Raw genomic sequence first — 25,414 nt, forward strand, 5'->3', positions numbered from 1 at the left:
GGTTGCCTTGAGGCATGAATCCGATCACCGCCGTAGAGCGGACCGTCGTACCGGCCCGGGAGGCGAGGGCGGTGCGGGTGCCGCAGGGCCGGCGCGTCAGCGTCGTCGATCTCGAAGGCGGCCAGGTGGGCGACGTCTTCGCCTTCGCCGCCGATGACGTCACCGAGCACCTCAGCGCCTCGCACACGCGCAGTGCCACGAACCGGTTGTTCCCCGCGGTGGGGGAGCGGTTCTTCACCGATCGCCGCCGGCCGATCCTGACGCTCGTCTCCGACACGTCCCCGGGCCGGCACGACATGTTGATCGCCGCGTGCGATCCGGAGCGGTACGCCGCGCTGGGTGCGCAGCCGTCACACGCTTCGTGCGCGAGCAACCTGCACCGGGCGCTCGCCTCGATGGGTCTGGCCCTTCCCTTCACTCCGCAACCGGTCAACGTGTTCATGCGGATCCCCGTCGACGAGGAGGGGCGGCTCGACTGGCTGCCCGCGGTCAGCCGACCGGGAGACGCGATCACCTTCCGGGCGGACATGGACTGCGTTCTCGTGGTCTCCGCCTGCCCGCAGGACCTGGTGGACATCAACGGCGGCGTGCCGACGTCGCTGGCGATCGACGTCCTGCCCGAATCCGACTGAAACCCACGTTTCGAGGAGTGCGTTTCCGATGAGCGCGTTCACCCCGGATCATCCGGCCCTGCGGCCTTTCCGCTTCGCCGGCCTCGACCTGCCCAACCGGCTCGCGGTCGCGCCGATGACCCGGGTCTCCGCGGCCCCCGACGGCACGCCGACCTCGGAGATGGCCGACTACTACACCGAGTTCGCCGAGGGCGGCTTCGGTCTGGTGATCACCGAGGGTACCTACACGGACACCGTCTACAGCCAGGGCTACCGCAACCAGCCGGGCATCGTGTCGGACGCCCACGTCGCGGCCTGGCGGGAGATCACCCGCCGCGTGCACGCCGCGGGCGGACGGATCCTGCTGCAGCTCATGCACGCCGGCGCGCTGTCCCAGGGCAACCGCTATCGCGACGAGACGGCCGGGCCGTCCGCCGTGCCGCCCCGCGGGGAGATGATGCCCGAGTACGGAGGATCGGGCAGGTGGCCGATCCCCAGGGAGATGAGCACGGCCGACATCGAGACGGCGATCGCCGGGTTCACGGCTTCGGCCGTACGGGCCCGGGAGGCGGGTTTCGACGGCGTCGAGGTGCACGCGGCCAACGGCTACCTACTGGACCAGTTCCTCACCGACTACACCAACCGCCGTACCGACTCGTACGGAGGCGACGTGGCCAACCGGGTGCGCCTCACGGCCGAGGTGGTGGCCGGCATCCGGGCCGAACTGGGTCCCGGCTTCTGCGTGGGGGTGCGGCTGTCCCAGGGCAAGGTCAACGATTTCACGCACCGCTGGGCCGGGGGCGCCCAGGACGCGAAGATCATATTCTCCGCGCTCGCCGACTCGGGTGCGACGTACCTGCACGTCGCCAGCGAGGGCCGCGACTGGATCGAGACCGCCCGCCTCGACGGCGACGTCACGATCACAGCCCTGGCCCGCGAGGTGACCGGCCTTCCGGTACTCGCGAACGGCGGCATGCACGACCTCGCCCAGGCGGCGCGGGTGCTCGCGGACGGCCATGCCGACATGCTGTCCGTCGCCAGGGGCGCGCTGGCCAACCCCGATCTCCCGCGGCGTCTCGCCCAGGGCCTGCCGCTGGACCGGTTCGATCACGGGATGCTGGAGCCGATGGCGACGCTCGGCAACGCGCGCCGGTGGTCGCGTACGGCGCGGGCGATGTCCTGATCGCCGGGATGCGACACTCGGCACGCGGGGGACGGTGGAATGACGGCCGCGCGACCGGCCGGGAGAGGAAGGACGCGGGATGAGCGCGAACTGGCGTGACGGCGCCGCGGCCGTGGCGACCCTGACCTTCGACGTCGACGCCGAGACGCCGGTGCTCGCGCACGGACGCGAGTACGCCCGGCACGCGAGCACCATGTCGCACCAGGCGTACGGCCCGGAGGTGGGCCTGCCGCGCATCCTGGACCTGCTCGGCGAACTCGGCGTTCCGGCGACGTTCTTCGTCCCGGGCTGGGTCGCCGAGCAGCGGCCGGGGCTGGCCGCGTCGATCGTGGAGCGCGGGCACGAGGTGGCACATCACTCCTACAGCCACCGCCCGCCCACGTCGATGACCGCGAAGGAGGAGCGCGCCGATTTCGAGCGTGCCCTCGAGGTCTTCGCCCGCCAGGGCATCGAGATCGCCGGGCATCGGGCCGCGCTGTGGGAGGCATCGTGGCAGACCGCCGGCCTCGTCGCCGAGCACGGCCTGCTCTACGACTCCTCCCTGATGGGTGACGACCGGCCGTACCGGCTGGTCACCGGGTCCCGCGACATCGTCGAGCTGCCCGTGCACTGGTCGCTCGACGACTGGGAGCAGTACGCCTACCTCCCCGCGCCGCACGTCGGATCGGTGATCGAGTCTCCGGGGAAGGTGCTGGAGTTGTGGCGCGCCGAGCTCGACGGGATGCGCCATTACGGATGCCTGTTCAACCTGTGCGTGCACCCGTTCCTGTCCGGTCGTCCGGGGCGTGCCCTGGCGCTGCGCCGATTCGTCGAGTACGCGCTGGAGTGCGGGGACGTGCGGTTCGCCCGGTGCCGCGAGGTGGCGGAACTGGCGGCGGCCGACCCGGATCTGACCACGCGCCGCCCCTCCCCGCCGGTCGTCGACCCCGAGGTCTATCCCGCGTAGGCGCCGTTCGCGGGCGCGGTCGGCAGTGTTGCTCAGCTCGTCTCGGCGGCGAGGGCGAGGAACAGGTCGACGCGGTCCTCTGTGCGTCCCACGTCCCTGCCGGTCAACTCGGCGATCTTCGCCAGCCGGTTGCGCAGGGTGTTGACGTGGATGTGCAGGGCCGCCGCCGTGGCCGCCCACTGCCCGTCGTGATCGAGGAAAGTACGCAGCGTCGCTTCCAGGTCGCTCCCGCGGCGATCGTCGTGCTCCCGGAGGGGACCGAGCAAGTCGCGGGAGAAGCCGCGCAGCGTCTCGGAGTCCACCAGCCCGAGCAGCAGCCGGTGTGTGCCGAGCTCGGCGAAGCCGCGAACCGCCGGTCCGTGGGGGGATCGCCGGAGCACCCGGCACGCCTCCCGCGCGTGCAGCAGCGGCTGCCGGAGCCCCGCCGCGTGCGGAGCCACCCCGCCGAGCCCCGCGACCGCCCGCCGGCCCGGGAAACGCCTGTTCACGGCCGCCAGAAGGCGCTCGGCGAGCAGGGGGAGCTCGGGCTCGGGATGCCGCCAGGAGAGCACGGACACGACGTCCTGCGTCCCTCCGGCCACCAACGCGGGGATCCCGGCGGCGGAGAGGAACTCGCCGGCCAGCTCGGCAAGGCCGTGCGTCGTGGCGGGCTCCGGCCCGGAGAAGGCCAGCGCGAACACGGCCAGCGGCCCCGCCGCGTCCACGCCGAACGCCTGCAGCCTGCCGGCCACCTCGGCCGTGCGCCCGCCGGACAGCACCATCTCCAGCAGTTCGCCCGCGAAGCGCATCTCGATGGCCTGCACCGCCTGCTGCTTGGCCACCTCGAGGCTGAGGAACCTGGCCGCCTGCTCCAGCGCCGCCTGCTCGGCAGGTTCGAGGCCGGACAACGGGCGCAGGCAGATGAGTGCCGCGTCGACGTCGCCCACCGCTCCCACGGGGAAGAGCGCGGCGAGGGTCTCGCCTCGGTCCAGCTCCAGCTTCAGCTCCAGGGGCGGCGGCCTGCGGGCCAGCCCGGCGGCCACCGCTCGCGCCTGGGCGTCGTCGAGGTCGGCCCCCGCCGCCGCCAGCACCCGGCCCATCCGGTCGACCACGGCGAGAGGCAGGTCGTGGTCCCGCCGGAGTACGTCGAGCACGCCGGAGGGGCCCGCCCCACGCGAGATCGCGGTCGCCAGGGCGTCGCCCCTGCGGACCATTCCGACCAGGGCCTGCTGGCGCTGGTCCGTGTACATGGCGGAGACCGCCTGGGAGACCTCCGTGAACGGCACCGCCGGGGCGATCTCCAGCAGCGGCAGGCCGGCGTCCCGGCAGGCGCTCACCAGCTCCGGCGGCGTGCTCGGGGTCTGCGGGCGCAGCCCGAAGACGATTCCCGCGGCCCTCGCCAGCCGTACGTTCGCCACGAACTCGGCGGCGCTCGCCTGCCCCGCCCACAGGCCGTTGGTCAGCACCAGCTCTCGCTCCCTGACGTACGGGGAGGGATCGGGGAGCTCGGTGTTGTGGACCCACGCGACGGGCTCGTCCAGGGCGCCCTCCGGGCCGGGCACCAGCACCTTCAGCTTCAGCGACGCGTTCGCGACCAGGGACCGCAGCGTGAACACCGTGTGAATGTACACAGTGGTCGGGTTGATTACTAGAGCTTCGTCCACTTACCGGCCTCTGTCCCACCTGCTTGTGTGGTGGGTGTCACACCAGCGTGTGACGCCAGCACTATCAGGAGCAGCCATGCACAACCCCCCTCCTACCGGCCCCTCTCCTTCCGGCTCGGCGGACTCGGTCCGCTTCGACTCCCACGGCATCGAGCCCATCTCCCCCTCGGCACGCGACTCCACGCCGTGGCAACAGTTCTGGATCTGGACGGGCGCCAACATCGCGCCTATCAACTGGGTCCTCGGCGCCCTCGGCGTCACCCTGGGCCTCAGCCTGATCGAGACCATCGTCGTCGTGGCCGTGGGCAACCTGGTGGGCTGCGCCGTGTTCGGCCTGTTCAACGTCATGGGACATCGCACCGGGGTCAACCAGATGGTGCTCGGTCGCGCGGCCTTCGGGCGCCGGGGGGCGATCGTGCCGGGCCTCGTCCAGGGTCTGCTGACCATGGGCTGGGTCGGGGTCAACACCTGGGTCGTGCTCGACCTCGTGCTGGCGACCCTCGCGCAGATGGGGATCCAGGGCGGCACCGGCCTGAAGTATCTGGTGGCCGCCGTCATCATGGGCGTCCAGCTCGTCCTGGCGCTGTACGGCTTCTACGCCATCCGCACCTTCGAGAAGTACACCGTGCCGGCCACCGTGGCGCTCATGGCCCTCATGACCGTCCTCGCGGTGAGCCAGGCCGACCCGCAGTGGACGACCGCCGCGGCGGCGCCGGAATCGAAGATCACCGCGGTCACGCAGCTCCTCACCGCGATCGGCGTCGGCTGGGGGATCACCTGGCTGCCCTACTCCGCCGACTACAGCCGCTTCGTCCGGGCCGGTGCGTCCGCCCGGTCCGTGTTCTGGTCAACCGCGCTCGGCATGTACGTGCCGACCGTGTGGCTGGCCGCGCTCGGGGCGTACCTGGCCGCCTCGGGCAGCGGAGCGGACCCCGCCGGCCTGGTGACGAGCACCTTCGGGGTGATGGCGATTCCCGTGCTCCTGCTGATCATGCATGGGCCGGTCGCCACCAACATCCTCAACCTCTACTCCTGTTCGCTCGCCGCCCTGTCCGTCGGCATCCGGATCGCACGGTGGAAGCTCACCCTCATCGCGGGCCTCGTGGCGTCCGTCGTGCTCGCGGTGTTCGTCCGGGCCGACAGCTTCGCCCACGCCTTCGACAACTGGATGGTCTCGATCCTGGTGTGGATCAGCCCGTGGGCGAGCATCGTCCTGGTCGACTTCTTCCTCCTGCGCCGTGGCCGGATCGACGTGCTCTCCCTCTACCGCGACGACGCCTTGTCCGGCGGCGGGACCGGCCGGCCCGCGTTGATCAGTCTCGGGCTGGGCCTGCTCGCGGCGTGGAGCTGGCAGTTCGGCATGGTGCCCGCGACCCAGGGCCCCATCGCCCGGGCGCTGAACGACACCGACTTCTCGTGGCTCGCCGGCGGCCTCGTCGCGGGCGGGCTCTACTACCTGCTCGCCCGGGCCAGGACCGGCCGTACGTCCCCGCAGCGGGAGGAGGCGTTGTCCCGATGAGCGCGCGGATCCGCGTCATCACCACCGGAGGCACGATCGCCTCCGTGCCGGGCGGCGGCGCGGTAAGCGTGGCCGTCTCCGGCCGTGACCTGGTCGGCGCGGCCGGAGGACCGGCCGTGACCGTCGAGGTGGACGAGGCGATGCTCGTCCACAGCTTCAACCTCACGCTGGACGGCATGCTGCGGATCGCGGAACGGGTCGCCGCGGCGGTCGCCGACCCGGATGTGGACGGGGTCGTCGTGACCCACGGCACCGACACGATGGAGGAGACCGCGTTCTTCGTGGACCTGCTCCTGGGCGCCGGCCGGACCGTGGTGTTCACCGGGGCGCAGCGGCACGCGGGCGAGCCGGACGGCGACGGGCCGCGCAACCTCGCGGACGCCCTGCGGGTCGCCGCCGCGACCGCGGGCAGGGGGCTGGGCGCCGTCATCGTCATGGCCGGACGGGTCCACGCCGCACGGCACGCGACCAAGGCCGACACGGTGGCGCTCGACGCCTTCGACTCGCCCGGCTACGGTCCCGTCGGCCGCGTGCACGGCGAGCGCGTCCATATCGCCGCCAGGCCCGAACGTCTCCCCGGGTTCACCCTGGCGGAGCTCGGGGGCCTGGAGGCCCGGGTGGACATCGTGCCCGCCTACCTCGGCGCCGACGGCGTCCATGTGGCCGCCTCCCGGGCGGCGGGCGCACGCGGGCTCGTCCTGGAGGCACTGGGAGCGGGCAACCCGACCTCCGGCCTGCTCGGCGAGGTCCGCGCGTGTGTCGCGGCGGGCATCCCCGTGCTCGTAACCTCGCGCTGCCATGCCGGTCCGTCGCTACCGGTGTACGGGGCGGGAGGCGGAGCCACCCTGCGGGAGGCGGGCGCCGTCTTCGCCGGATCGCTCGCCGCGCCCAAGGCCCGGCTGCTGCTCGCCGCCGCCCTTGCGGCCGAGCCCGGGCCCGCCGAGGCGCTGGCCCGGCTCGGGCCACACCTCACCGTCTGAACGGACGAGCACACGCGCGAGGGGTGTGCGAGGTGATCCAAGCGGCCTCCCAGCTCATCCCCAAGTGATTCACAAGCCTTGTCACGTATCTCTTGACGTGCTGGAAGTTCAGACGTTCAGGAGAAAGACCATGCGAAGCGCCCCGCGCCTTCTGCTCCCTCTCGCCGCCGCCGGGCTGTCCGCCGCTCTGGCCGCCGGTCTCGTCGCGGCGCCCGCCGCGGCCTCCGGGTCGTCGGCGGCGTCGTCCGTGTCCGCGGCGGAGACCTGGGAATGGGGGCCGACGGCGTCCACCGACACCAAGGGCTGGGCGAACGGGTACGTCCGGTCGGGCTCGTCGGGCCTGCGCGTCGTCGGCGACCTCTACGACGCGGGCGGGGCCAGGACCTGTTCGTGGGTGAAGATCAAGTGGCTCACCGACCGCGGGAAGTACCGCACGGCGACCTACCGCAACTGCTCCCAGTCCACTTCGCGGACGTTCACGGTGAACGCCGGGTACATGCTGCTGGCCAAGGCCATGGTCTGCCGGGGCAGCGCGACCCGGATCACCGGCAAGTGCTCTCGCTGGGAACGGGTCTGGACCCAGGGAGGTTGACCCTCGGGCCGGTCTCTCTCCATCCACGGCGACCGGCCCGAGTACACCCGGACAAAAAGGAATGAAAGTGGGCTGCAAGCGGTCTACCGTAATTCTCGATCGCTCCTGAAACGAGGGGCCGCGCGGTCTGGAGCGGCTCTCTCGCCGGAGCGGTCCGGCGGGAGTCGCCCACGTCCTCGGTGCGGCTCCCGCCCCGTCCTTCGCGAACTGTCGGTCGCCGGAGATACGGTTGCCCTGGGTGTCTGACGAGGGGAGACGGGCGACGTGACCGACAGGGCTGACCGGACTGACGGGCTCGACGGCACTGAGCTCGACGGCACCGGGCTCGATGGCACTGAGCTCGACGGCACCGAGCTCGCGGACGAGGCCGCCGGGCACGCGGAGGCCGCGAGCGAGGTCGAGAGCGTGACGGGTGCCGCCGAGACCACCGGGAGCGCCGGCGGAGAAGCACAGAGCGCACCGGCCGAGGCGCGGGAACGGCACGCCGAGCTCGCGGAGCTGATCGAGAACGCCAACTGGCGCTACTACGTGCTCGACTCGCCCACGGTGAGCGACGCCGAGTACGACGGCTGGATGCGGGAGATCCTCGCGCTGGAGGAGGCGCATCCCGACCTGCGCACGCCGGACTCGCCCACCCAGAAGGTGGGGGCGCCGATCTCCACGGAGTTCGCCCCCGTCACCCATCTCCAGCGCTTGGAGAGCCTCGACAACGCCTTCAACGACGCCGACCTCGCCGGCTGGCAGGCCAGGGCCGAGCGGCTGATCGAGGCCGACCCCGGGCCCTACCTGTGCGAGCTGAAGATCGACGGCCTGGCCGTGGCACTCGTGTACGAGAAGGGTCGCCTGGTGCGGGGCGCGACCCGCGGCGACGGGCGCACCGGCGACGACATCACCCCCAACATCCGCACGCTCGGCGACGTGCCGCATCGGCTCAACGGGGACGACGTCCCCGACCTGCTGGAGGTGCGCGGCGAGGTCTTCCTGCCGGTCGAGGGCTTCAAGAAGCTCAACGAGCAGCTCATGGACGCGGGCAAGCCGCCGTTCGCGAACCCGCGCAACTCGGCCGCCGGTTCGCTGCGGCAGAAGGACCCGCGCGTCACCGCGCAGCGGCCGCTACGGATGATCGTGCACGGCGTCGGCAAGTGGGAGGGCGGCGGCCCGCTGCCCGCCACCCAGTCGGCCGTCTACGAGCGGCTGCGTGACTTCGGACTCCCGGTCAGCGACCGCTACAAGGTGGTCGAGAGCCTCGACGAGATCCGCGAGTTCATCTCCTACTACAACGACCATCGCCACGACCCGGAGTACGAGATCGACGGCGTGGTGGTCAAGGTCGACCGGATTCCGGTGCAACGGCAGCTGGGTTCGACCAGCCGGGCGCCGCGCTGGGCCATCGCGTTCAAATACCCGCCCGAGGAGGTCACCACCAAGCTCCTCGACATCCAGGTCGGAGTGGGTAGGACGGGCCGGGTCACGCCGTTCGGCGTGATGAAGCCGGTGGTGGTGGCCGGGTCCACCGTGGAGCGCGCGACGCTGCACAACGCCTCGGAGGTCGCGCGCAAGGGCGTGCTCATCGGCGACACCGTGGTGCTGCGCAAGGCGGGCGACGTCATCCCCGAGATCGTCGGTCCGGTGGTGGACCTGCGGCAGGGCGGCGAGCGGGAGTTCGTCATGCCCACGCACTGCCCCGAGTGCGGCACAGAACTGGCCTACGAGCGGGAGGGCGACGCCGACCTGCGCTGCCCGAACGCCCGCTCCTGCCCCGCGCAACTGCGTGAGCGCATCTACTTCGCGGCCGGGCGCAACGCGTTCGACATCGACGGTCTTGGCTACGTCGCGGCGACCGCGCTGACCCAGCCGTTGCCGCCGCAGGAGCCGCCGGTCCGCACGGAAGCCGACCTGTTCGACCTGACCATCGAGAAGCTGCTGCCGATCAGGTCGGTGGTCCGCGACCCCGACACCGGCCTGCCGAAGACCGATCCGGAGACCGGCGAGCCGAAGGTCGTCTCCTTCTTCGCCAACATCTCGGGTGAGCCGAGCAAGAACGCCGAGCTGATCCTCCAGCAGTTGAAGGAGAAGAAGGACCAGCCGCTGTGGCGGGTGCTCGTGGCGCTGACGATCCGGCACATCGGGCCGCCCACGGCCCGCGCGCTGGCCGCGGAGTTCCGCTCGATCGACGCCATCGCCAACGCGTCCGAGGAGGAGCTGGCGGCGGTGGAGGGCATCGGCCCGAGGGTCGCCGCGACCATCAAGGAATGGTTCGCGGTCGACTGGCACCGGGAGATCATCGAGAGGTGGCGGGCCGCCGGGGTCCGGATGGCCGACGAGTCGCCCGCCGACGAGGGGCCGCGTCCGCTGGAGGGACTCACCTTCGTCGTCACCGGGACGCTGACCGACTTCAGCCGCGACGAGGCCGCCGAGGCCATCGGCGCCAGGGGCGGCAAGGTCACCTCGTCGGTGTCGAAGAAGACGAGCTTCCTGGTGGTGGGGGACAACCCCGGTTCGAAGTACGACAAGGCGGTCAAGGCCGGCGTTCCGATCCTCGACGAGGAAGGCTTCCACGTCCTCCTCGACAAGGGCCCCGACGCCGCCCGCGCCGTCGCCGTCACCCCCGAGGAGTGACGACCTGCCTCGGAGCTGCTGAGGCGATGGGAGCGGGCTGGGGCGGCGCCGGCGGATCAGGGCGCAGCCCCGGTGCGGGCGGGATCGCGACGACCGTGAGGCGGATCAGCGCCATCGGGAGACGAATCCAGTCGAGCGATGAGCGAACCGCCGCTGTCACGGCCAGGCGGCCAGCAGGTCTTCGGGGCCCCAACGCGCGGCGAGCGGCAGGGCGTCATCGACACCGGAGCGGGAAACGGCCACCAGCGGAGTCGTGGGGTCGGCGCCGGGGACGGCGAGCATGTCGCGCACCAGGCTCTCGTACTCATGGCGGCCGAAGGACCCGTTCTCCAGCCACTTGATCGAGCCGAGGAAGTGCACGCGCCGCGCGACCGGCTCGCGGTCCGCCCCGACGAGGTCGATCTCGGGGTTGTTCCGGCGGTTCCACCATCCGCCGATGGCCTCGGTCTCGGGCCATCGGTCGTCGGGCAACAGCCGCAGCAGGGCCTCACGGACGACGGGCTCGACAGCGCGGCCACGCCAGGAGGTCCAGGAGCGTTCGATGGCGGCCAGGACACGTTCGCCCCGGCCGCGTTCGACCAGCGGAATGCCGCGGTCGAGGAAGGCGAGCCAGAATCGCAGATACGGATCGGCGATGCGATAACGCTTGTTCTTCGTGTCCGGCTTGGTCGACAGCGGGGTGTCTACGGCCAGCACCCGCTTGTCGATGAGAGTGGACAGCAGCGGGGAAAGCGTGCCGGAGGCCAGGGGGGTGGCACCACCCGCTTCGGTCGCGATGGCGGAGAACGTGCGCTCCCCGCTGCCCACCGCCGACAGGACCGCACGCGAGTGGGAGGTCTCGGGAAACTCGCCGAGCAACGACAGCTCACCGGCCATCAGCAGCGCGGACAGCGGATTGGCCAACGATTCCCGCAGGTAATCGACGCGGTTCATGCCGGGCTGCCACGCCTGGACCACCTCGGGAAAACCGCCGGTGATCAGGAAGGCGTCGATGGCGTCGGCAGCATCCAGTCCGGTCATGACGGCCACATCCGCAGGGTGAAGTGGCTGGACGGTCATCTTCGCGGCGCGACCGAAGAAGGGGCGGCCATAGGACTGCAGCGCCTCCATCACCGACAGGTCGCTGCCGACCAGGATGAGCAGCACCGGCTTGGCGGACAGGTGCCGATCCCAGATCGTCTGCAATGCCCCCTCGAATTCGTGGTCCTGCTCCACCAGCCACGGCACCTCGTCGATCACCGCGATGCTGGGTGCCTGGTCGGGCACGGCCACGGCCAGCGCGCGTAGTGCCTGGTTCCAGTCTCCGGCCTGTACCCCGGCGATCAACTCGGCCCCCGGTAGGGCGGACTGCCCAAGCATGGCGAGGAAGTCGGAGCGCTCTGCCACTGGGTTGCGGCCCCGGGTGGCCTGGAAGACCACATACGGCACGCCGACGCGGTCGCAGAACTCCTGAACCAGTCGCGATTTCCCCACCCGGCGTCGGCCGGTCATGATCACAGCGCGCCCGCGAGTGCCGCCTGACCCCTCCGTCACCTGCCGCAACTGCCGATCGAGTAGCTCGAGATCGGCGGCTCTCCCCTTGAACTCCATTAGTCGCCTCGATCATACGTAGAATCAATCTAACGTAGATGCGATCTTACATTGTGTGCGTCCTGCAGTCCTGGCAGCGGGCTTTCACAGAGGCCGAGACCGCGCCCTCCTCATTCAACAAAAGGCGTGCCGTACGGCTGGGGAGCCGTACGGCACGCCTGGACTGTGCGGTGAGGGTCAGGAGGTGGTGCAGACCAGGGGGGACGGGGTGGACGGGGTCCCGCTGGAGCTAGCGAGGAAGCCGAACGTGGCGCTCGCACCCGGCGCGAGGCTGCCGTTCCAGCTCAGGTTCGAGGCCGTGATGCTGCCGGTGCTGCCGGTCAGGTTGGCGTTCCACGACTGGCTGATGGACTGCCCGCCGGGCATCGTCCACTTCACGGTCCAGTTGTTGATCGCCGAGGCGCCCGCGCTGGTCACGGTGACCTCACCCTGGAAGCCGCCCTGCCACGAGCTGACGACCTTGTAGACCGCCGTACAGCCCCGGTCGCCGGTGAAGGTCGGCGACGGAGACGGCGACGGCGACGCGGAGGGCGAGGCCGACGGAGACGGGGACGGCGACGGCGACGCCGAGGGGGACGGCGACGGCGAGGGCGACGGGGACCGGGTCGGGGACGGTGACGGGGACGGCGAGGGGGTGTACGGGGCGGCCATCGCCAGGTCGTAGGCCCGCTGCGGCACGAACTGGCCCGCGGGACCGATGCAGCCGTCGGACTCGCCCGGAGGCTTGACCCACAGGTATGCCGCGATCGCCGAGTCGCCGGTGTTCGTGGTGCTCCAGGTGCCGGTGGCGCGGCCGGCCGGGTCGCACCACTCGCTGCCCGCCGGGCCGTTGCCGTTGCGGCTGGTGTCGATCACGGCCTTCAGGTTCGGCGCGCCGACGGCCGACAGGACGCTCTTGGCGTAGGAGACCAGGCCCGAGGTGAAGCGGTAGTTGGAGACGTTGAGCGAGATGCCGTCCGCGCTGTTGGCGATGTCGGCGCCCCTCAGCCGGTTGGCCATGTCGGAGGCGCTCACCCAGGCGTCGTGGCCCGCGTCGAAGAAGACCTTGACGTTCGGGGAGGTGGCCTTGAACTTCTTCCCGGCGTACGCCATGGAGGCCTGGACCTCGGCCTGCTGGGAGGCGCTCATGCAGTTCGGCATGATCGACAGGGCGTCGGGCTCCAGGATAATGTAGGCGGGCCGCCCGCCGAGACCCGCGGCGACCTGGTCGATCCAGGCGCGGTACGACGCGTGGTCGGGCGCCCCGCCGGCGCTCGCGCCGCCGCAGTCGCGGTTCGGCATCTCGTACACGACGACGATCGGGATCTTTCCGGCGGACGCGGCGGCGCCGACGTAGGCGTCGACCTGGCCGCGCACGGTCGAGGGGTTGTAGCTGGCGAACCACCGGCCCTGCGGGACGGCGGCGATGCGGTCCCTGATCACCGGGGTCTTGCTGTCACCGGGGTTGGCGGCCACCCACTTGGCGGCGTTGGTCGTCGGATCCACGTAGAAGGCGGAGTCGGCGGCCTGTGCGGCGGAGGAGGTGAGCACGGACGCTCCCACCGCGGCCGTGGCGACCGCTGTGAGCACAGCCGCCGTCAATCTGCGAGACATGGAAATACTCCGTCCGGTAGTGTGGGAGCGCTCCCACAGGTCTCTCGGATGGTAGGGAGCCGATGGCGGGTCCAAGAAGGGTCGCCTGGGGTTTGTCTGGACGGCCAACCTAATCGGCGCAGGCGGGCGGGGGATCGGACCTGTGGAGCATTTGAAACTTTCACCGCAAGTCCGGTCAGACCGTGATATCTCCAGAAATCATGGTGACGCAGTGTGCCCAAGCGGTTTCGCGAAGTGGCCCAGAGGCCGTACCCTCCCATAGTGACCTCTTGGGGGGTTTCTTACCGATGACGCTTTCACGCGGTCTTATGCCGCTTGCCGGGGTGCCACGCGTCCTCCTGCCCGCCGTCGACCTGGGCGAAATGTCCACGCCCGTCGACACCCGGGACACCGGACCGCGCCCTGGCTCGCCCCTGTGGGCCTACCTCACGGCGGTCACCGCCGTCGGCGTCACCGCTCTGGTGATCACGCAGGTACGGCTCGGCTTCGGCGAGCTGAGCGAGGTGGCCCGCACTCCGCTGTTCTGGATGCTGACCGTCCTGGTGGTGCTGGGCGAGCTGCGCCCGGTCATGTTCAGCTCCTCGACGCTGGTCGGGGGCACGCCGACCTCCACGATGTTCACCTTCGCCGTGCTGATGTACCAGGGCCTGCCGACGGCGGTGCTGATGCAGGCGGTCGCCGTGGTGGTCAGCGGGCTGGTGCACCGCAGAGCCTGGCACCGGGTGCTGTTCAACCTCGCGCAGGTGACCCTGGCCTGCACGGCGGCCGCGGCGGCCTTCGCCGCGTTCGGCGCGCATCCGGCTCCCCGCGCGCCCTGGACGCCCGACGGCGGGGACATCCCCGCCATCGCGCTGGCCGCGGCGGCGTACTTCGCGGTCCGCGCGATCCTGGTCTGCCAGGCGGTGGCGCTGCACGAGCGCCGGCCGCTGGTCCGGGTGATGAAGGCGTCGATCGGCCCGCAGGCCCTCGTCTACGGGGCGCTGCTCGGCCTCGCGCCGCTGGTCGTGGTCGTCATGGCGCACTCCACGGCCCTGGTGCCGCTGTTCGTCGCGCCGCTGACCGCGGTCTACTTCACCGCGACGCTCTCGTTGCGCCGCGACCACCAGGCGACCCACGACGGGCTCACCGGCCTGCCGAATCGCAAGATGCTCATCCTGCGCACCGAGGAGGCCCTCGCCGAGGCGCGCGAGCACGAGCGGGTGGGGCTGCTGCTGCTCGATCTCGACCGCTTCAAGGAGGTCAACGACACGCTCGGCCATCCTGTCGGCGACCGGCTGCTGCAGATCGTGGCCCACCGGCTCACCCACAGCGTGCGGCCCGGCGACGTGGTGGCCCGCCTCGGCGGGGACGAGTTCGCGGTGCTGCTGCCGTCGATCAGGGACGCCCACGCGGCCAAGGAGGTCGCCTCGCGGCTGCGGGTCGCACTGACCGAGCCGGTACGCCTCGAGGGCATGACCTTCGACCTCGACGCGTCGATCGGCATCGCGCTCTACCCGGACCACGCGCCGGACTTCGAGCTGCTCATGCAACGTTCCGACGTGGCGATGTACCTGGCCAAGGAGGGCCGCACCGGTGTCGAGTTCTACCTGCCGGGCAAGGACCGCAACTCGCCGGAACGGCTGAGCCTGCTCGGCGACCTGCGCCGGGCGATCGACGCCGACGAGCTGGAGCTCCACTATCAGCCCAAGGTGAGCCTGGAGGACGGCAGGGTCGAGAGCATCGAGGCGCTGCTGCGCTGGTGGCACCCGGTGCGCGGGCCGATCTCGCCCGCCGAGTTCATCCCGCTGGCCGAGCAGTCGTACCTGATGCGCGAGCTCACCCAGCACGTCATCGGCCACGCGCTGCGGCAGGCGGCCCGGTGGTGGCACGCGGGCATCGATGTGCCGGTCTCGGTCAACGTGTCGGCCCGCGATCTGCTGGATTCGAGCCTGCCCGAGCAACTGGAGTCCGGCTTGGAGAAGCTCGACCTGCCTCCCGAGGCCATCCGGCTGGAGGTCACCGAGCGCATCCTCATGACCGACCAGGCCTACAGTGCCGAGGCCATCCGCACCCTGGCCGGCCTCGGCATCCAGTTGGCCCTGGACGACTTCGGCACCGGCTACTCCTCCCTGGTCCGGCTCCAGCGGCTCCCGGTCTCCGAGGTCAAGATCGACGCGTCGTTCGTACGGCGGCTCGGGGAGTCGCCGGACGACGAGCGGATCGTCCGCTCGATCATCGACCTCGTACGGTCCCTCGGGCTGAGGTCGGTCGCCGAGGGGGTCGAGTCACCGGAGGTCGCGACGCTGCTGCGGGAGATGGGCTGCCACGCGGGCCAGGGGTGGTGGCTGGCCAAGCCCATGCCCGCGAGCGAGGCGACCACCTGGTTGCGCGGCCGGCTCAGCGCCGCCTTCCGGGACCGCGAGGGCGGCGGCGCCCGTCTCGCGCCGCACTGAGCCCCAACACTGAGCCCCCACACCGAACGGGCCACGACGCGGGCGCCGCATTAAGACCATGTGACGCGGCGTCGTCGGGTCGGCCGCGCTCGGTGTCGAGCCCTAGGATGGGTAGGTCCAATCTCCATCATGAAACGGGTTCGACGACTCATGTCCGCCATAACCCGCGATGAGGTCGCTCACCTCGCCCGGCTGTCCCGGCTGGCACTGGCCGACGACGAGCTCGACCACTTCGCCGCCCAGCTCGACCAGATCGTCGGCGCCGTCGCCCGCGTCGCGGAGGTGGCGGCCGACGACATCCCGCCGTCCTCGCACGCGCTTCCGCTGACCAACGTGTTCCGGCCCGACGACGTACGGCCCGGCCTCACGCCCGAGGGCGCCCTGTCCGGCGCGCCCGCCGTGGAGGACGACCGCTTCCGCGTGCCGCGGATCCTCGGGGAGGAAGAATGAGCTTGATTCGCAAGACCGCCGCCGAGCTCGGCGCGCTGGTCGCCTCCCGAGAGGTCACCGCCGTCGAGGTCGCCCAGGCCCACCTCGACCGGATCGCCGAGGTCGACGGCCGGGTCAACGCCTTCCTGCACGTGGACGCGGAGTCCGCGCTGGCGCAGGCCCGCGCGGTCGACGAGCGCATCGCCGCCGGTGAGACCCTCGGGCCGCTCGCCGGGGTGCCGATCGCGCACAAGGACGTGTTCACCACGACCGGCATGCCGACGACCGCCGGCTCGAAGATCCTCGAAGGCTGGCAGCCGCCGTATGACGCGACCGTGACCCGCCGCCTGCGCGAGGCGGGCCTGGTGATCCTCGGCAAGACCAACCTGGACGAGTTCGCCATGGGGTCGTCCACGGAGAACTCGGCGTACGGCCCGACGCACAACCCCTGGGACCTGTCCCGGATCCCCGGCGGTTCTTCCGGCGGTTCGTCGGCCGCGGTGTCCGCCTACGAGGCCCCGCTGTCCACCGGCACCGACACCGGCGGCTCGATCCGGCAGCCCGCGGCGGTGACCGGCATCGTCGGCATGAAGCCGACGTACGGCGGCTCGTCCCGCTACGGGCTGATCGCGTTCGCGTCCTCGCTCGACACGCCCGGTCCGTTCGCCCGCAACGTGCTCGACGCGGCGCTGCTGCACGAGGCCTTCTCGGGCCACGACCCGCTCGACTCGACCTCGATCGACGCGCCGGTCCCGCAGGTCGTCGAGGCCGCGCTGCACGCCGACGTGGCGGGCATGCGGGTCGGCGTGGTCAAGGAGTTCGGCGGGGAGGGCTACCAGCCCGGCGTCCTCGCCCGGTTCAACGAGGCCGTCGAACTGCTGGAGTCGCTCGGGGCCAAGGTCGTCGAGGTCTCCTGCCCGACCTTCACGTACGCGCTGCCCGCGTACTACCTGATCGCGCCCTCGGAGTGCTCGTCCAACCTGGCCCGCTTCGACGCCATGCGGTACGGCCTGCGCGTCGGCGACGACGGCACCCGCAGCGCCGAGGAGGTCATGGCCCTGACCCGGGCGGCCGGCTTCGGGCCCGAGGTCAAGCGGCGCATCATGCTCGGCACGTACGCCCTGTCGTCCGGCTACTACGACGCCTACTACGGGCAGGCCCAGAAGGTCCGCACGCTGATCATGCGCGACTTCGAGGCGGCCTTCCAGCAGGTGGACGTGCTGGTCTCGCCGACCACGCCGACCACCGCGTTCCCGATCGGGGAGCGGGCCGACGACCCGATGGCGATGTACCTCGCCGACCTGTGCACGATCCCGACCAACCTGGCCGGCAACGCGGCGATCTCGGTGCCGTGCGGCCTGGCCGACGAGGACGGATTGCCGGTCGGACTGCAGGTCATGGCCCCGGTCCTGGCCGACGACCGCTGCTACCGGGTCGGCGCCGCCGTGGAGAAGGCCTTCGAGAGCCGGTGGGGCGGCCCGCTGCTGTCCCGCGCGCCCGCGCTCTAGTCGCCGAGGGGAGGGGAACGGCGGCATGATCACCCGCATCGAGATCGACGGCTTCAAGTCCTTCCTGGACTTCAAGCTCGACGTCCCGCCGTTCCTCGCCCTCGTCGGCCCCAACTCCAGCGGCAAGTCCAACCTGTTCGACGCGCTGGAGTACCTGCGCAATACGAACTGGGGCGACGAGGATTCCCTGCTCGCGTCCCGCCGTGGACGGCCGCACGAGCTGTTTCACAGAGTGAGCAAGGGCAGGCCGGTGACGTGGTTCGAGGTTCATGCCCTCACCGTCACGACCATAGGGAACGGGCTCTTCACGGACTGGCACGGAAGCGGCGCGGATCTGGGCGAAGACGGCATCCCGATATCGCTGGCGCTCGACCGCCCAGAGTCCGTTGACGTTCTTGACGGGTTGTCCCCGTGGAGGATCGAGAAGCACGCCGAGGCCGCGCTGGAGATGGCCCGGGCACTGCGGGTTCTCGACGAGGAGAAATCCGGCCCTCGGCACTACCTGCGGTTGCAGCGTTCGGAACTCGATAGCTGGCGTTTGCACCAGCCCGACCCCGATCGCTTGAGGGGCTGGTCGTCGGCGGCGGATCACGGACCGCTGCGGGCGGACGGGAGCAATCTGGCTACCGTCCTCGGGCGACTCAAAACGCAGGGGGCGATCGAGGAACTGCTGGTGGACCTCGTGGCGCTGATCCCGGATCTGACCGGGATCGAGCCGATTCTGGACGAGCGGCGCCAGGAGTGGACGTTCGACGTGCTCGTGGACGGCCAGGGGGCGATACCAAGCACGCTGCTGTCCGACGGAACGCTCAGGGTCATCGCGTTGCTGGCCGCGCTCCACGACCCGGATCACGCGGGGGTGCTACTCATCGAGGAGATCGAGAACGGTCTGCACCCCAGCCGCCTCGCGGAACTGCTTCGCAGGATCCAGGGCAGGGTCACCGATCTCAACGATCCGGAGTGCGTCAACCGGCCGCTGCGGCAGGTGATCCTCACCACGCACTCGCCGGTGGTCGTCTCTGAGCTGTACCGCCTCCGGCCGGACGCGCTGGTCTTCCTCGACACCGCCGTACGCGTGGATCCCGACAACGACCGGATCTCCCGGGTCACCGTGGCCAAGCCGGTACGGTCGGAGGGAGAGCCCGGCACGTTCGTCTCTCCGCGCCAGGTGCGCAAGTATCTGAGCGCGGTGGGCGAGGTGCCATGAGCAGGCCCCTGGTGCCCGGACTTATCGCCGAGGGGGAGACCGACGAGGTCTTCCTCGGCGTCGTGATCTCGCGGCAGCTTCGCGAACTCACCGTGCAGTCTTCTCGCTGTGCGGTCGACGTGGAGAGCACCGAGATCGGCGCCTGCCGATCGATCTACGATCACGACAGGATGACCGGCGCACTGCGCGAGTTGGCGAGCGACTGCCATCTGCTCTTCGTGCACAACGACCACAGGGAGCGGGACAAGGCGGACCGCGTCGTGAGGAACTCGGGACTGCCCACACCGGTGATCGCGCTGGTGCCGATCCAGGAGACCGAGGCGTGGCTCCTCGCGGACGTCGGCGTGTGGCGCCGGTTGAGCGGGAGCGACCACGGACGGCTGCCCGCCCGCCCGCGGGACGTCGAGAAGATCGCGGATCCCAAAAAGGTGCTTGCCGAGGTGGCGCCGCGCCGCGGCAAACCCGTTCGTGACTACTTCGAATACATCGCTCGTAACATCGACCTCGACGTCCTCGCCCAGGTGCCCGCGTACGCGGACTGGGTCTCCGACGCGAGGAACGCATTGAAGGGACTTGGTTACCTGTGAGCAGCACTGAGACGCTCATGCCGTACGACGAGGCGCTGGAGCGCTTCGAGCCGGTGCTGGGGCTGGAGACGCACGTCGAGCTGGGCACCGCCTCGAAGATGTTCTGCGGCTGCCCGACGACCTTCGGCGCGCCGCCGAACACGCAGGTCTGCCCGGTGTGCCTGGCGCTGCCCGGCTCGCTGCCGGTGGCCAACGAGAAGGCGATCGAGTCGACGATCCGGATCGGCCTCGCGCTGAACTGCACCATCGCGAAGTGGTGCAGGTTCGCCCGGAAGAACTACTTCTATCCGGACATGCCGAAGAACTACCAGATCAGCCAGTACGACGAGCCGCTGTGCACGGACGGCTACCTGGACGTCGAGGTGGATGGGAAGATCGTCCGCGTGGAGATCGAGCGGGTGCACCTTGAGGAGGACACCGGCAAGTCGACCCACGTCGGAGGCGCGACCGGGCGGATCCACGGCGCGGACTACTCGATCGTCGACTACAACCGGGCCGGCATCCCGCTCGTCGAGATCGTGACCAAGCCGATCGCGGGCACCGACCGGCTCGCCCCGGAGGTCGCCCGCGCGTACGTCACCGAGCTGCGCGAGGTGATGCGCTCCCTCGGCGTGTCCGACGTGCGGATGGAGCAGGGCTCGCTGCGCTGCGACGTGAACGTCTCGCTGATGCCGCGAGGCTCGGCCGAGTGGGGCACCCGTACGGAGACCAAGAACGTCAACTCGCTGCGCAGCGTCGAGCGGGCGGTCCGCGGGGAGATCGAGCGCCAGGCGGCCATCCTCGCCGAGGGCGGCCGGATCGTGCAGGAGACCCGCCACTTCCACGAGGACACCGGGCAGACGACCTCCGGGCGGTCGAAGGAGGAGGCGCAGGACTACCGCTACTTCCCCGAGCCCGACCTGCTGCCGATCGCGCCCGACCCGGCCTGGGTCGAGTCGCTGAAGGCGGCGCTGCCCGAGCTCCCGTCGGCGCGGCGCAAGCGGCTCCAGCAGGAGTGGGGCGTGTCCGACCTGGACATGGCCGCCATGCACAACGCCGACGCGATCGACCTGGTCGAGGCCACGGTGGCCGCGGGCGCCCCCGCCGCCGACGCGCGCAAGTGGTGGATGGGCGAGCTGGCCCGGCGGGCCAACGAGTCGGCCACGGCGCTCGCCGACCTGCCGATCACCCCGGCGCAGGTCGCCCGGGTGACCGAGTTGGTCGCCTCCGGCGCGCTGAACGACAAGCTGGCCCGCCAGGTGCTCGAGGGCGTGCTCGCCGGCGAGGGCGGCCCGGACGAGGTCGTGGAGAAGCGCGGTCTCCAGGTGGTCAGCGACGAGGGCGAGCTGTCGGCGATCATCGACAAGGTGCTGGCGGACAACGCCGACGCCGCGGAGAAGGTGCGCGGCGGGAAGATCGCTGCCGTGGGCGCGCTGGTCGGCGGCGTGATGAAGGCCAGCCGGGGCAAGGCGGACGCGGGCCGGGCCCGTGAGCTGATCCTGGAGAAGCTCGGCGTCCAGGGCTAGGGAATGCCTGACGGGAATGCCTGACGAGCGCCGCCTTGCAAGGATCCGGTGAGGCGCCGTCGGGACGCCACCTGTAGCAGGGCGTGAAACGGCCGGTCACGGTTCCGCGTGGCCGGCCGTCGGCCTGTCCCGGCCGGATCGCTCCCGACACGAGCGTGGAAGGTGTTGCTTCATGACATATCCAGCGGAGGGTGTTTTAGGGTTAACTGATCGGAGTTGACCTTGAGCCGGAGGAGACCGAGGCGTGCGTAACGCCGGAGCGTCCGTCGACCCGCCCACGGATCCGTCCGGGGCGGCGTCCGTTCCTCCGCACAAACACCCGGTGCGCCGCGTCACCTCGCTGCCCCGCGGGGTCTCGGCCCTCCCGCGAGGGGTGTCGGCCGACATCTTCGCCGAGCCTCCCGCTCCCGCCGCTCCGGCGGTCAAGCCGTCCGGTAACGGAAACCTCCCGCCGCCGGCTCCGCCGGTCGAGCCGTGGCGGGTCCCGGAGCGCCCGGCGTCCGACGAACCCGTTGTCGTCCCGCCGCCGGACCTCGAACTGCTGGACCCCGTTCCCCGGAGCCGTACGCTCCGCCGTGCGCTGATCGGCCTGGCGGTGCTGCTCCTGGCGCTCTATCTCGTGCCGGCCGTCTCGATGGCGGGGAAGGTCCTGCCCGGCACGATGGTGCTCGGCGTGGACATCGGCGGGCAGAGCAGGGCCGAGGCCGTCGCCACGCTGCGCGAACGGCTGTACGCCCAGGTCAGGACGCCGCTGATCGTGCGGCAGGGCACGCGGCGGCTGACCGTGGACCCGCAGCAGGCCGGTCTGATGCTCGACGCCGAGGCCACCGTCCGCGCCGCGCCGGGAGGCTTCCCCAGCCCGCTGGAAGTGTGGAGCGCGCTGACCGGCAGCCGTGAGGTGAAGCCGGTCGTGTCGGTGGACCGCCGCAAACTCGACGAGGTGGTGGCCAGGCACATCGCCGCGCCACTGGAGCGCCCGGGGCGCGAGGGCGACGTCTCGTTCGACGGGGTCACCCCGGTCGCGAGGTATCCGCGAGAGGGCCGCGTCATCGACAGGAGAGCGACGGCCGACCAGATCGTCAGGGGATACCTCGACCCCGAGGCCGTCGTCGTGGTGCCCACGTCGACGGACCTGCCGCACATCACCCGTGCCGAGGTGCGGCGCGCCCTGCGCTGGGCGAGACGTGCGGTGGCCGCGCCGCTCACGCTGACCAACGGAACCGCCTCCGTCAGCCTGTCGCAGGCCACACTGGCGCGGCACCTGACGTTCGCGCCCGACGGCGCGGTCCTGCGGCCGCGCTTCGATGCCGAGGGGGCGGTCGCCGGCGTCGAGCCCGCGCTGGTCGGCACCGCGCGGGCGGCCCGCGACGCCACTTTCACGGTCAAGGACGGCCGGCCTGTCCTGGTGCCCGGCAGGCCGGGCGACCGGGTGGACACCGACCGCCTCGCCGCGGACGTGCTGACCGCCCTCGACGGCGGCAGCCGTACGGTGGCCGTGGCGGTCGTGAACGGGCCGCCGCGGGTCACCGACGACGCGGCGCAGCGGATGGGGGTCCGGGAGGAGGTCGGCCGTTTCACCACCTCCTACGCCTGCTGCCCGCAGAGCGCGGGCAACATCCGCGCGGCCGCCGCGCTCCTCGACGGCCGCCTGGTGGAACCGGGGGAGACGTTCTCGTTCAACGAGGTCGTCGGCCCGCGCACCGCGGCGGCGGGCTTCGACGGCATCGGCCCCACCATGATTCACGGCCGGGCCGGCACGGAGGCGGCGGGGATGACCCAGGTCGCGACCACCCTGATGAACGCCGTGATCCGGGCGGGGCTTCGCGTCGCCGAGCACACCCCGCCGGAGGTCCACGCCTCTCACCTGCCGATCGGCACCGAGGCCACGGTGTCGTTCCCCGGCCCCGACCTGCGGTGGAAGAACGACTCGCCGTACGGCGTGCTCGTCCAGGCGTCCGCCACCGGCACTTCGCTGACCGTGACGCTGTGGAGCACCAAGCGGTACGACGTGGACCTGCAGGGGCCGGTCGTCGGGCAGCGGGTGTCGCTGCCCGCAGTGACCGGTCACGGGTCCGGCTGCGTGGCGACGCAGGGGCAGCCCGGTTTCACCGCCGCGGTGACGCGGGTGCTGCGGCAGGACGGTCAGGTGGTCTCCCGGCAGACCTTCCGCGCCTCCTACCGCGCCCGGGCCGGGGTGGTCTGCGGCTGATCAAGAGCAAGGCGCTGATCAAGAGGAGGCGCTGATCAAGAGGAGGCGCTGATCAGGAGGGCCGCACCACCAGGATCCGATCGTCGCCGTCCCTGGGGGTTCCGCGCCCGTCCCGGTTGCTGGTGCTCACCCACAACGTGCCGTCGGGCGCGGTGGCCACAGCGCGCAGCCTGCCGTACTCGCCCGTGTACAGGGCGGTGGGACGGCCGACGCGGCCCGAGGCGTCCACCGGCACGCGCCACAGGCGCTCGCCGCGCAGCGCCGCGGCCCACAGCGCCCCCCGGGCGTACGCGAGGCCGGACGGCGACGCCTCGGCGGTCGACCAGGTGAGCAGCGGGTCGGTGTATCCGGGCCGGTGGCCCACCCCCTCGACCTCCGGCCAGCCGTAGTTGCGGCCCTTCTCGATGAGGTTGATCTCGTCATAGGTGTTCTGGCCGAACTCGGTGGCGTACATGCGCCCCCGGTCGTCCCAGGCCAGGCCCTGCACGTTGCGGTGCCCGTAGGTCCACACGAGGGTGCCGAAGGGGTTGCCCGGGGCGGGCCGGCCGTCGGCCGTCATGCGCAGGATCTTGCCGCCCAGCGAGTTCCTGTCCTGGGCCATGCCGCGTTCGCCGGTCTCCCCCGTCGAGGCGTACAGGTAGCCGTCGGGGCCGAAGGCGAGGCGGCCCCCGTTGTGGATGGCCCCCTTCGGGATGCCGGTGACGATCACCCGGTGGTCGGAGAGCCGCCCGTCGTAGCGGTAGCGGACGATCCGGTTGTCGTGCTCTGCCGTGAAGTAGACGAAGACGAGGTGGTCGGTGGCGTAGCGGGGCGATACGGCCACACCCAGCAGGCCGCCCTCGCCGCTCGCGGACACGCCCTGGATCACGGCGACCTCGTGGACCTCGCCGCGCGGCGTGACCCGCAGCAGCCGCGCCGACTCGCGCTCGGTCACCAGCGCGTCGCCGCCGGGCAGGAACGCGATCGCCCAAGGCACCGCGAGACCGGTGACCAGCGTGCGCGGCGCGGCCGGCGTGACGTTCGTCTCACCGTTGCCCGAAGCCGTGCCCGAAGCCGTGCCCGGAGTCGCGCCCGCGCCGGCACTCGCAGGGGCACTCGCGGCGGTGCCGGTGACGTCGCTCGCGGCGGGCAGCGGCGGGGGAGTCCTGCCCCCGCCCTCCTGCCCCGGCGCGCACGCCACGGTCGCCGTCAGAAGGGCCGCACCCAGGAGCGCCGCGCCCACGCCATGCCTGTTCGCCATCCCCGATGACCTCCTCACCTACCCATACTCGCTGGCGGGGGCGATGGTTCCCTAGGTTGTTCCTCGTGAAGATCTGGGTCGCATCACAGGACATCGCCGACGCGCTCACGGAACTGCCCGAAGGGCTCCCTGCCCTCGACTGCGCCGTGTACGACGGGAAGACGCCGCCGCCCGGCCCGCCCGAGGAGGTGGAGATCTGGGTGCCGCCGCTGGTCCCGGTGCCGGACATCCCCGGCCTTCTGGGCCGCATGACGAACCTCCGCCTGCTGCAGACCGTGACCGCGGGGGTCGAGCCCTACCTGCCGCACGTGCCGCCGAAGGCGGTCCTGTGCAACGCGCGGGGCGTCCACGACGCGGGCACGGCCGAGTGGGCGGTGGGCGCGATGATCGCGATGCTGCGGGAGTTCCCCGGTTTCGCGGCCGCCCAGGCCAGACGCGAGTGGACCTACCACCACACCGGCGTCCTCGCCGACTCCACCGTGCTGATCGTCGGGTACGGCTCGATCGGCGAGGCGCTCGAACGGCGTCTGGCCGGATTCGAGGTGGACATCGTCCGGGTGGCGCGCACGGCCAGGGACAACGTCCACGGACAGGACGAACTGCCGGCGCTGCTGCCCGCCGCGGACGTGGTCGTGCTGCTGGTGCCCGCCACGGCCGGGACGGCCGGTCTGGTGGACGCCCGGTTCCTCGCCCGGATGAAGGACGGCGCGCTGCTGGTGAACGCCGCGCGCGGGTCGGTCGTGGACATGGACGCGCTGCTCGCCGAGTTGCGGGCGGGCAGGCTGCGGGCGGCGCTCGACGTCACCCCCGTCGAACCGCTGCCGTCCGATCACCCGCTCTGGACCGCGCCGGGGGTGTTCATCACCCCGCACGTCGCCGGCAGCACGCCCGCGTCCGTACGGCGTACACGGAGGCTGGTGCGGGAACAGGTCATCCGTCATCTGACGGGCCGTCCACTCGATAACATGATCACCGGGCATTACTGACCGCTCCATTAAGGATTCCGGAACGTGGCTGCCTC

General features: G+C 71.3%; 19 protein-coding genes. 15 read left to right on the plus strand and 4 right to left on the minus strand.

Annotated features, from left to right (window positions below; all coding sequences use genetic code 11):
- Nucleotides 1-14: 14 nt before the first annotated feature.
- The 3 genes from Msi02_RS04910 (at nt 15) to Msi02_RS04920 (ending at nt 2,740) form a co-directional block, all read left to right on the plus strand.
- On the plus strand, nt 15-632 hold the full coding sequence (locus tag Msi02_RS04910; RefSeq protein ID WP_079312835.1) for a DUF1989 domain-containing protein: 618 nt from the start codon (nt 15-17) through the stop codon (nt 630-632).
- Nucleotides 633-660: 28 nt separating this feature from the next.
- Nucleotides 661-1,794, plus strand: a complete 1,134-nt coding sequence (locus tag Msi02_RS04915; protein ID WP_204047265.1) for an oxidoreductase — start codon at nt 661-663, stop codon at nt 1,792-1,794.
- A gap of 79 nt (nt 1,795-1,873) precedes the next feature.
- Complete coding sequence (locus tag Msi02_RS04920) at nt 1,874-2,740, plus strand: polysaccharide deacetylase family protein (RefSeq protein ID WP_204047266.1); 867 nt, start codon at nt 1,874-1,876, stop codon at nt 2,738-2,740.
- A 32-nt stretch (nt 2,741-2,772) separates the two neighbouring features.
- Here the strand turns inward: Msi02_RS04920 and Msi02_RS04925 are convergent, their stop codons facing one another.
- Nucleotides 2,773-4,335: a PucR family transcriptional regulator gene (locus tag Msi02_RS04925; protein ID WP_204047267.1), complete on the minus strand. Its 1,563-nt coding sequence runs from the start codon at nt 4,333-4,335 to the stop codon at nt 2,773-2,775.
- Nucleotides 4,336-4,459: 124 nt separating this feature from the next.
- On the opposite strand from Msi02_RS04925, the gene Msi02_RS04930 reads away from it, so the two are divergent.
- The 4 genes from Msi02_RS04930 to ligA all read left to right on the plus strand — a co-directional run bounded on the left by Msi02_RS04930 (nt 4,460) and on the right by ligA (nt 10,093).
- Entirely contained in the window at nt 4,460-5,902 is a 1,443-nt protein-coding gene (locus Msi02_RS04930; RefSeq protein ID WP_204047268.1) for a purine-cytosine permease family protein, read from the plus strand.
- Complete coding sequence (locus Msi02_RS04935) at nt 5,899-6,882, plus strand: asparaginase (RefSeq protein WP_204047269.1); 984 nt, start codon at nt 5,899-5,901, stop codon at nt 6,880-6,882. The genes Msi02_RS04930 and Msi02_RS04935 overlap by 4 nt, the downstream gene beginning before the upstream one ends.
- Before the next feature lie 130 nt (nt 6,883-7,012).
- On the plus strand, nt 7,013-7,474 hold the full coding sequence (locus Msi02_RS04940) for a hypothetical protein (protein ID WP_204047270.1): 462 nt from the start codon (nt 7,013-7,015) through the stop codon (nt 7,472-7,474).
- A 405-nt stretch (nt 7,475-7,879) separates the two neighbouring features.
- Complete coding sequence (gene ligA / locus Msi02_RS04945; protein WP_204047499.1) at nt 7,880-10,093, plus strand: NAD-dependent DNA ligase LigA; 2,214 nt, start codon at nt 7,880-7,882, stop codon at nt 10,091-10,093.
- A 156-nt stretch (nt 10,094-10,249) separates the two neighbouring features.
- On the opposite strand, the gene Msi02_RS04950 is transcribed toward ligA, so the two are convergent.
- On the minus strand, nt 10,250-11,683 hold the full coding sequence (locus Msi02_RS04950; RefSeq protein ID WP_204047271.1) for an ATP-binding protein: 1,434 nt from the start codon (nt 11,681-11,683) through the stop codon (nt 10,250-10,252).
- A gap of 177 nt (nt 11,684-11,860) precedes the next feature.
- Nucleotides 11,861-13,276: a glycoside hydrolase family 6 protein gene (locus Msi02_RS44755; RefSeq protein ID WP_204047272.1), complete on the minus strand. Its 1,416-nt coding sequence runs from the start codon at nt 13,274-13,276 to the stop codon at nt 11,861-11,863.
- Between the two features lie 362 nt (nt 13,277-13,638).
- Here Msi02_RS44755 and Msi02_RS04960 point away from each other — a divergent pair, with 362 nt between their 5' ends.
- From Msi02_RS04960 to Msi02_RS04990, 7 genes are all read left to right on the plus strand, one after another.
- A complete protein-coding gene (locus tag Msi02_RS04960) occupies nt 13,639-15,708 on the plus strand; it encodes a putative bifunctional diguanylate cyclase/phosphodiesterase (RefSeq protein ID WP_204047500.1) in 2,070 nt (689 codons plus the stop codon).
- Between the two features lie 150 nt (nt 15,709-15,858).
- Complete coding sequence (gene gatC, locus Msi02_RS04965) at nt 15,859-16,158, plus strand: Asp-tRNA(Asn)/Glu-tRNA(Gln) amidotransferase subunit GatC (protein WP_030506108.1); 300 nt, start codon at nt 15,859-15,861, stop codon at nt 16,156-16,158.
- Nucleotides 16,155-17,645 (plus strand): Asp-tRNA(Asn)/Glu-tRNA(Gln) amidotransferase subunit GatA, encoded by a 1,491-nt coding sequence (gene gatA / locus Msi02_RS04970; RefSeq protein WP_204047273.1) that lies wholly within the window; start codon nt 16,155-16,157, stop codon nt 17,643-17,645. Before gatC ends, gatA begins: the two co-directional genes overlap by 4 nt.
- A 25-nt stretch (nt 17,646-17,670) precedes the next feature.
- Nucleotides 17,671-18,852, plus strand: coding sequence for an AAA family ATPase (locus tag Msi02_RS04975; protein ID WP_204047274.1), 1,182 nt, complete (start codon nt 17,671-17,673; stop codon nt 18,850-18,852).
- Nucleotides 18,849-19,439 carry a DUF4276 family protein gene (locus tag Msi02_RS04980; RefSeq protein WP_204047275.1) on the plus strand — a complete coding sequence of 197 codons (591 nt, stop codon included), beginning with the start codon at nt 18,849-18,851 and terminating at the stop codon, nt 19,437-19,439. Before Msi02_RS04975 ends, Msi02_RS04980 begins: the two co-directional genes overlap by 4 nt.
- Complete coding sequence (gene gatB / locus Msi02_RS04985; RefSeq protein ID WP_275414082.1) at nt 19,436-20,944, plus strand: Asp-tRNA(Asn)/Glu-tRNA(Gln) amidotransferase subunit GatB; 1,509 nt, start codon at nt 19,436-19,438, stop codon at nt 20,942-20,944. The genes Msi02_RS04980 and gatB overlap by 4 nt, the downstream gene beginning before the upstream one ends.
- A gap of 244 nt (nt 20,945-21,188) precedes the next feature.
- Entirely contained in the window at nt 21,189-23,153 is a 1,965-nt protein-coding gene (locus Msi02_RS04990) for a VanW family protein (protein ID WP_204047276.1), read from the plus strand.
- Between the two features lie 52 nt (nt 23,154-23,205).
- On the opposite strand, the gene Msi02_RS04995 is transcribed toward Msi02_RS04990, so the two are convergent.
- The gene (locus Msi02_RS04995) at nt 23,206-24,393 is read right to left on the minus strand and encodes a PQQ-dependent sugar dehydrogenase (protein WP_204047277.1); all 1,188 of its coding nucleotides are present in this window, start codon (nt 24,391-24,393) and stop codon (nt 23,206-23,208) included.
- 65 nt (nt 24,394-24,458) lie between these two features.
- Here Msi02_RS04995 and Msi02_RS05000 point away from each other — a divergent pair, with 65 nt between their 5' ends.
- Nucleotides 24,459-25,379, plus strand: coding sequence for a 2-hydroxyacid dehydrogenase (locus Msi02_RS05000; RefSeq protein ID WP_239108131.1), 921 nt, complete (start codon nt 24,459-24,461; stop codon nt 25,377-25,379).
- Nucleotides 25,380-25,414: the final 35 nt, after the last annotated feature.

Source organism: Microbispora siamensis, from assembly GCF_016863095.1.
In the GTDB taxonomy this organism is placed as follows: domain Bacteria; phylum Actinomycetota; class Actinomycetes; order Streptosporangiales; family Streptosporangiaceae; genus Microbispora; species Microbispora siamensis.

What these genes read in the sequence shown, in the direction of transcription:
- Msi02_RS04910 (WP_079312835.1), top strand. Translation starts at nt 15, where the DNA reads ATGAATCCGATCACCGCCGTAGAGCGGACCGTCGTACCGGCCCGGGAG.
- Msi02_RS04915 (WP_204047265.1), top strand. Translation starts at nt 661, where the DNA reads ATGAGCGCGTTCACCCCGGATCATCCGGCCCTGCGGCCTTTCCGCTTC.
- Msi02_RS04920 (WP_204047266.1), top strand. Translation starts at nt 1,874, where the DNA reads ATGAGCGCGAACTGGCGTGACGGCGCCGCGGCCGTGGCGACCCTGACC.
- Msi02_RS04930 (WP_204047268.1), top strand. Translation starts at nt 4,460, where the DNA reads ATGCACAACCCCCCTCCTACCGGCCCCTCTCCTTCCGGCTCGGCGGAC.
- Msi02_RS04935 (WP_204047269.1), top strand. Translation starts at nt 5,899, where the DNA reads ATGAGCGCGCGGATCCGCGTCATCACCACCGGAGGCACGATCGCCTCC.
- Msi02_RS04940 (WP_204047270.1), top strand. Translation starts at nt 7,013, where the DNA reads ATGCGAAGCGCCCCGCGCCTTCTGCTCCCTCTCGCCGCCGCCGGGCTG.
- Msi02_RS04950 (WP_204047271.1), bottom strand. Translation starts at nt 11,683, where the DNA reads ATGGAGTTCAAGGGGAGAGCCGCCGATCTCGAGCTACTCGATCGGCAG.
- Msi02_RS44755 (WP_204047272.1), bottom strand. Translation starts at nt 13,276, where the DNA reads ATGTCTCGCAGATTGACGGCGGCTGTGCTCACAGCGGTCGCCACGGCC.
- Msi02_RS04960 (WP_204047500.1), top strand. Translation starts at nt 13,639, where the DNA reads ATGTCCACGCCCGTCGACACCCGGGACACCGGACCGCGCCCTGGCTCG.
- gatC (WP_030506108.1), top strand. Translation starts at nt 15,859, where the DNA reads ATGTCCGCCATAACCCGCGATGAGGTCGCTCACCTCGCCCGGCTGTCC.
- gatA (WP_204047273.1), top strand. Translation starts at nt 16,155, where the DNA reads ATGAGCTTGATTCGCAAGACCGCCGCCGAGCTCGGCGCGCTGGTCGCC.
- Msi02_RS04975 (WP_204047274.1), top strand. Translation starts at nt 17,671, where the DNA reads ATGATCACCCGCATCGAGATCGACGGCTTCAAGTCCTTCCTGGACTTC.
- Msi02_RS04980 (WP_204047275.1), top strand. Translation starts at nt 18,849, where the DNA reads ATGAGCAGGCCCCTGGTGCCCGGACTTATCGCCGAGGGGGAGACCGAC.
- Msi02_RS04995 (WP_204047277.1), bottom strand. Translation starts at nt 24,393, where the DNA reads ATGGCGAACAGGCATGGCGTGGGCGCGGCGCTCCTGGGTGCGGCCCTT.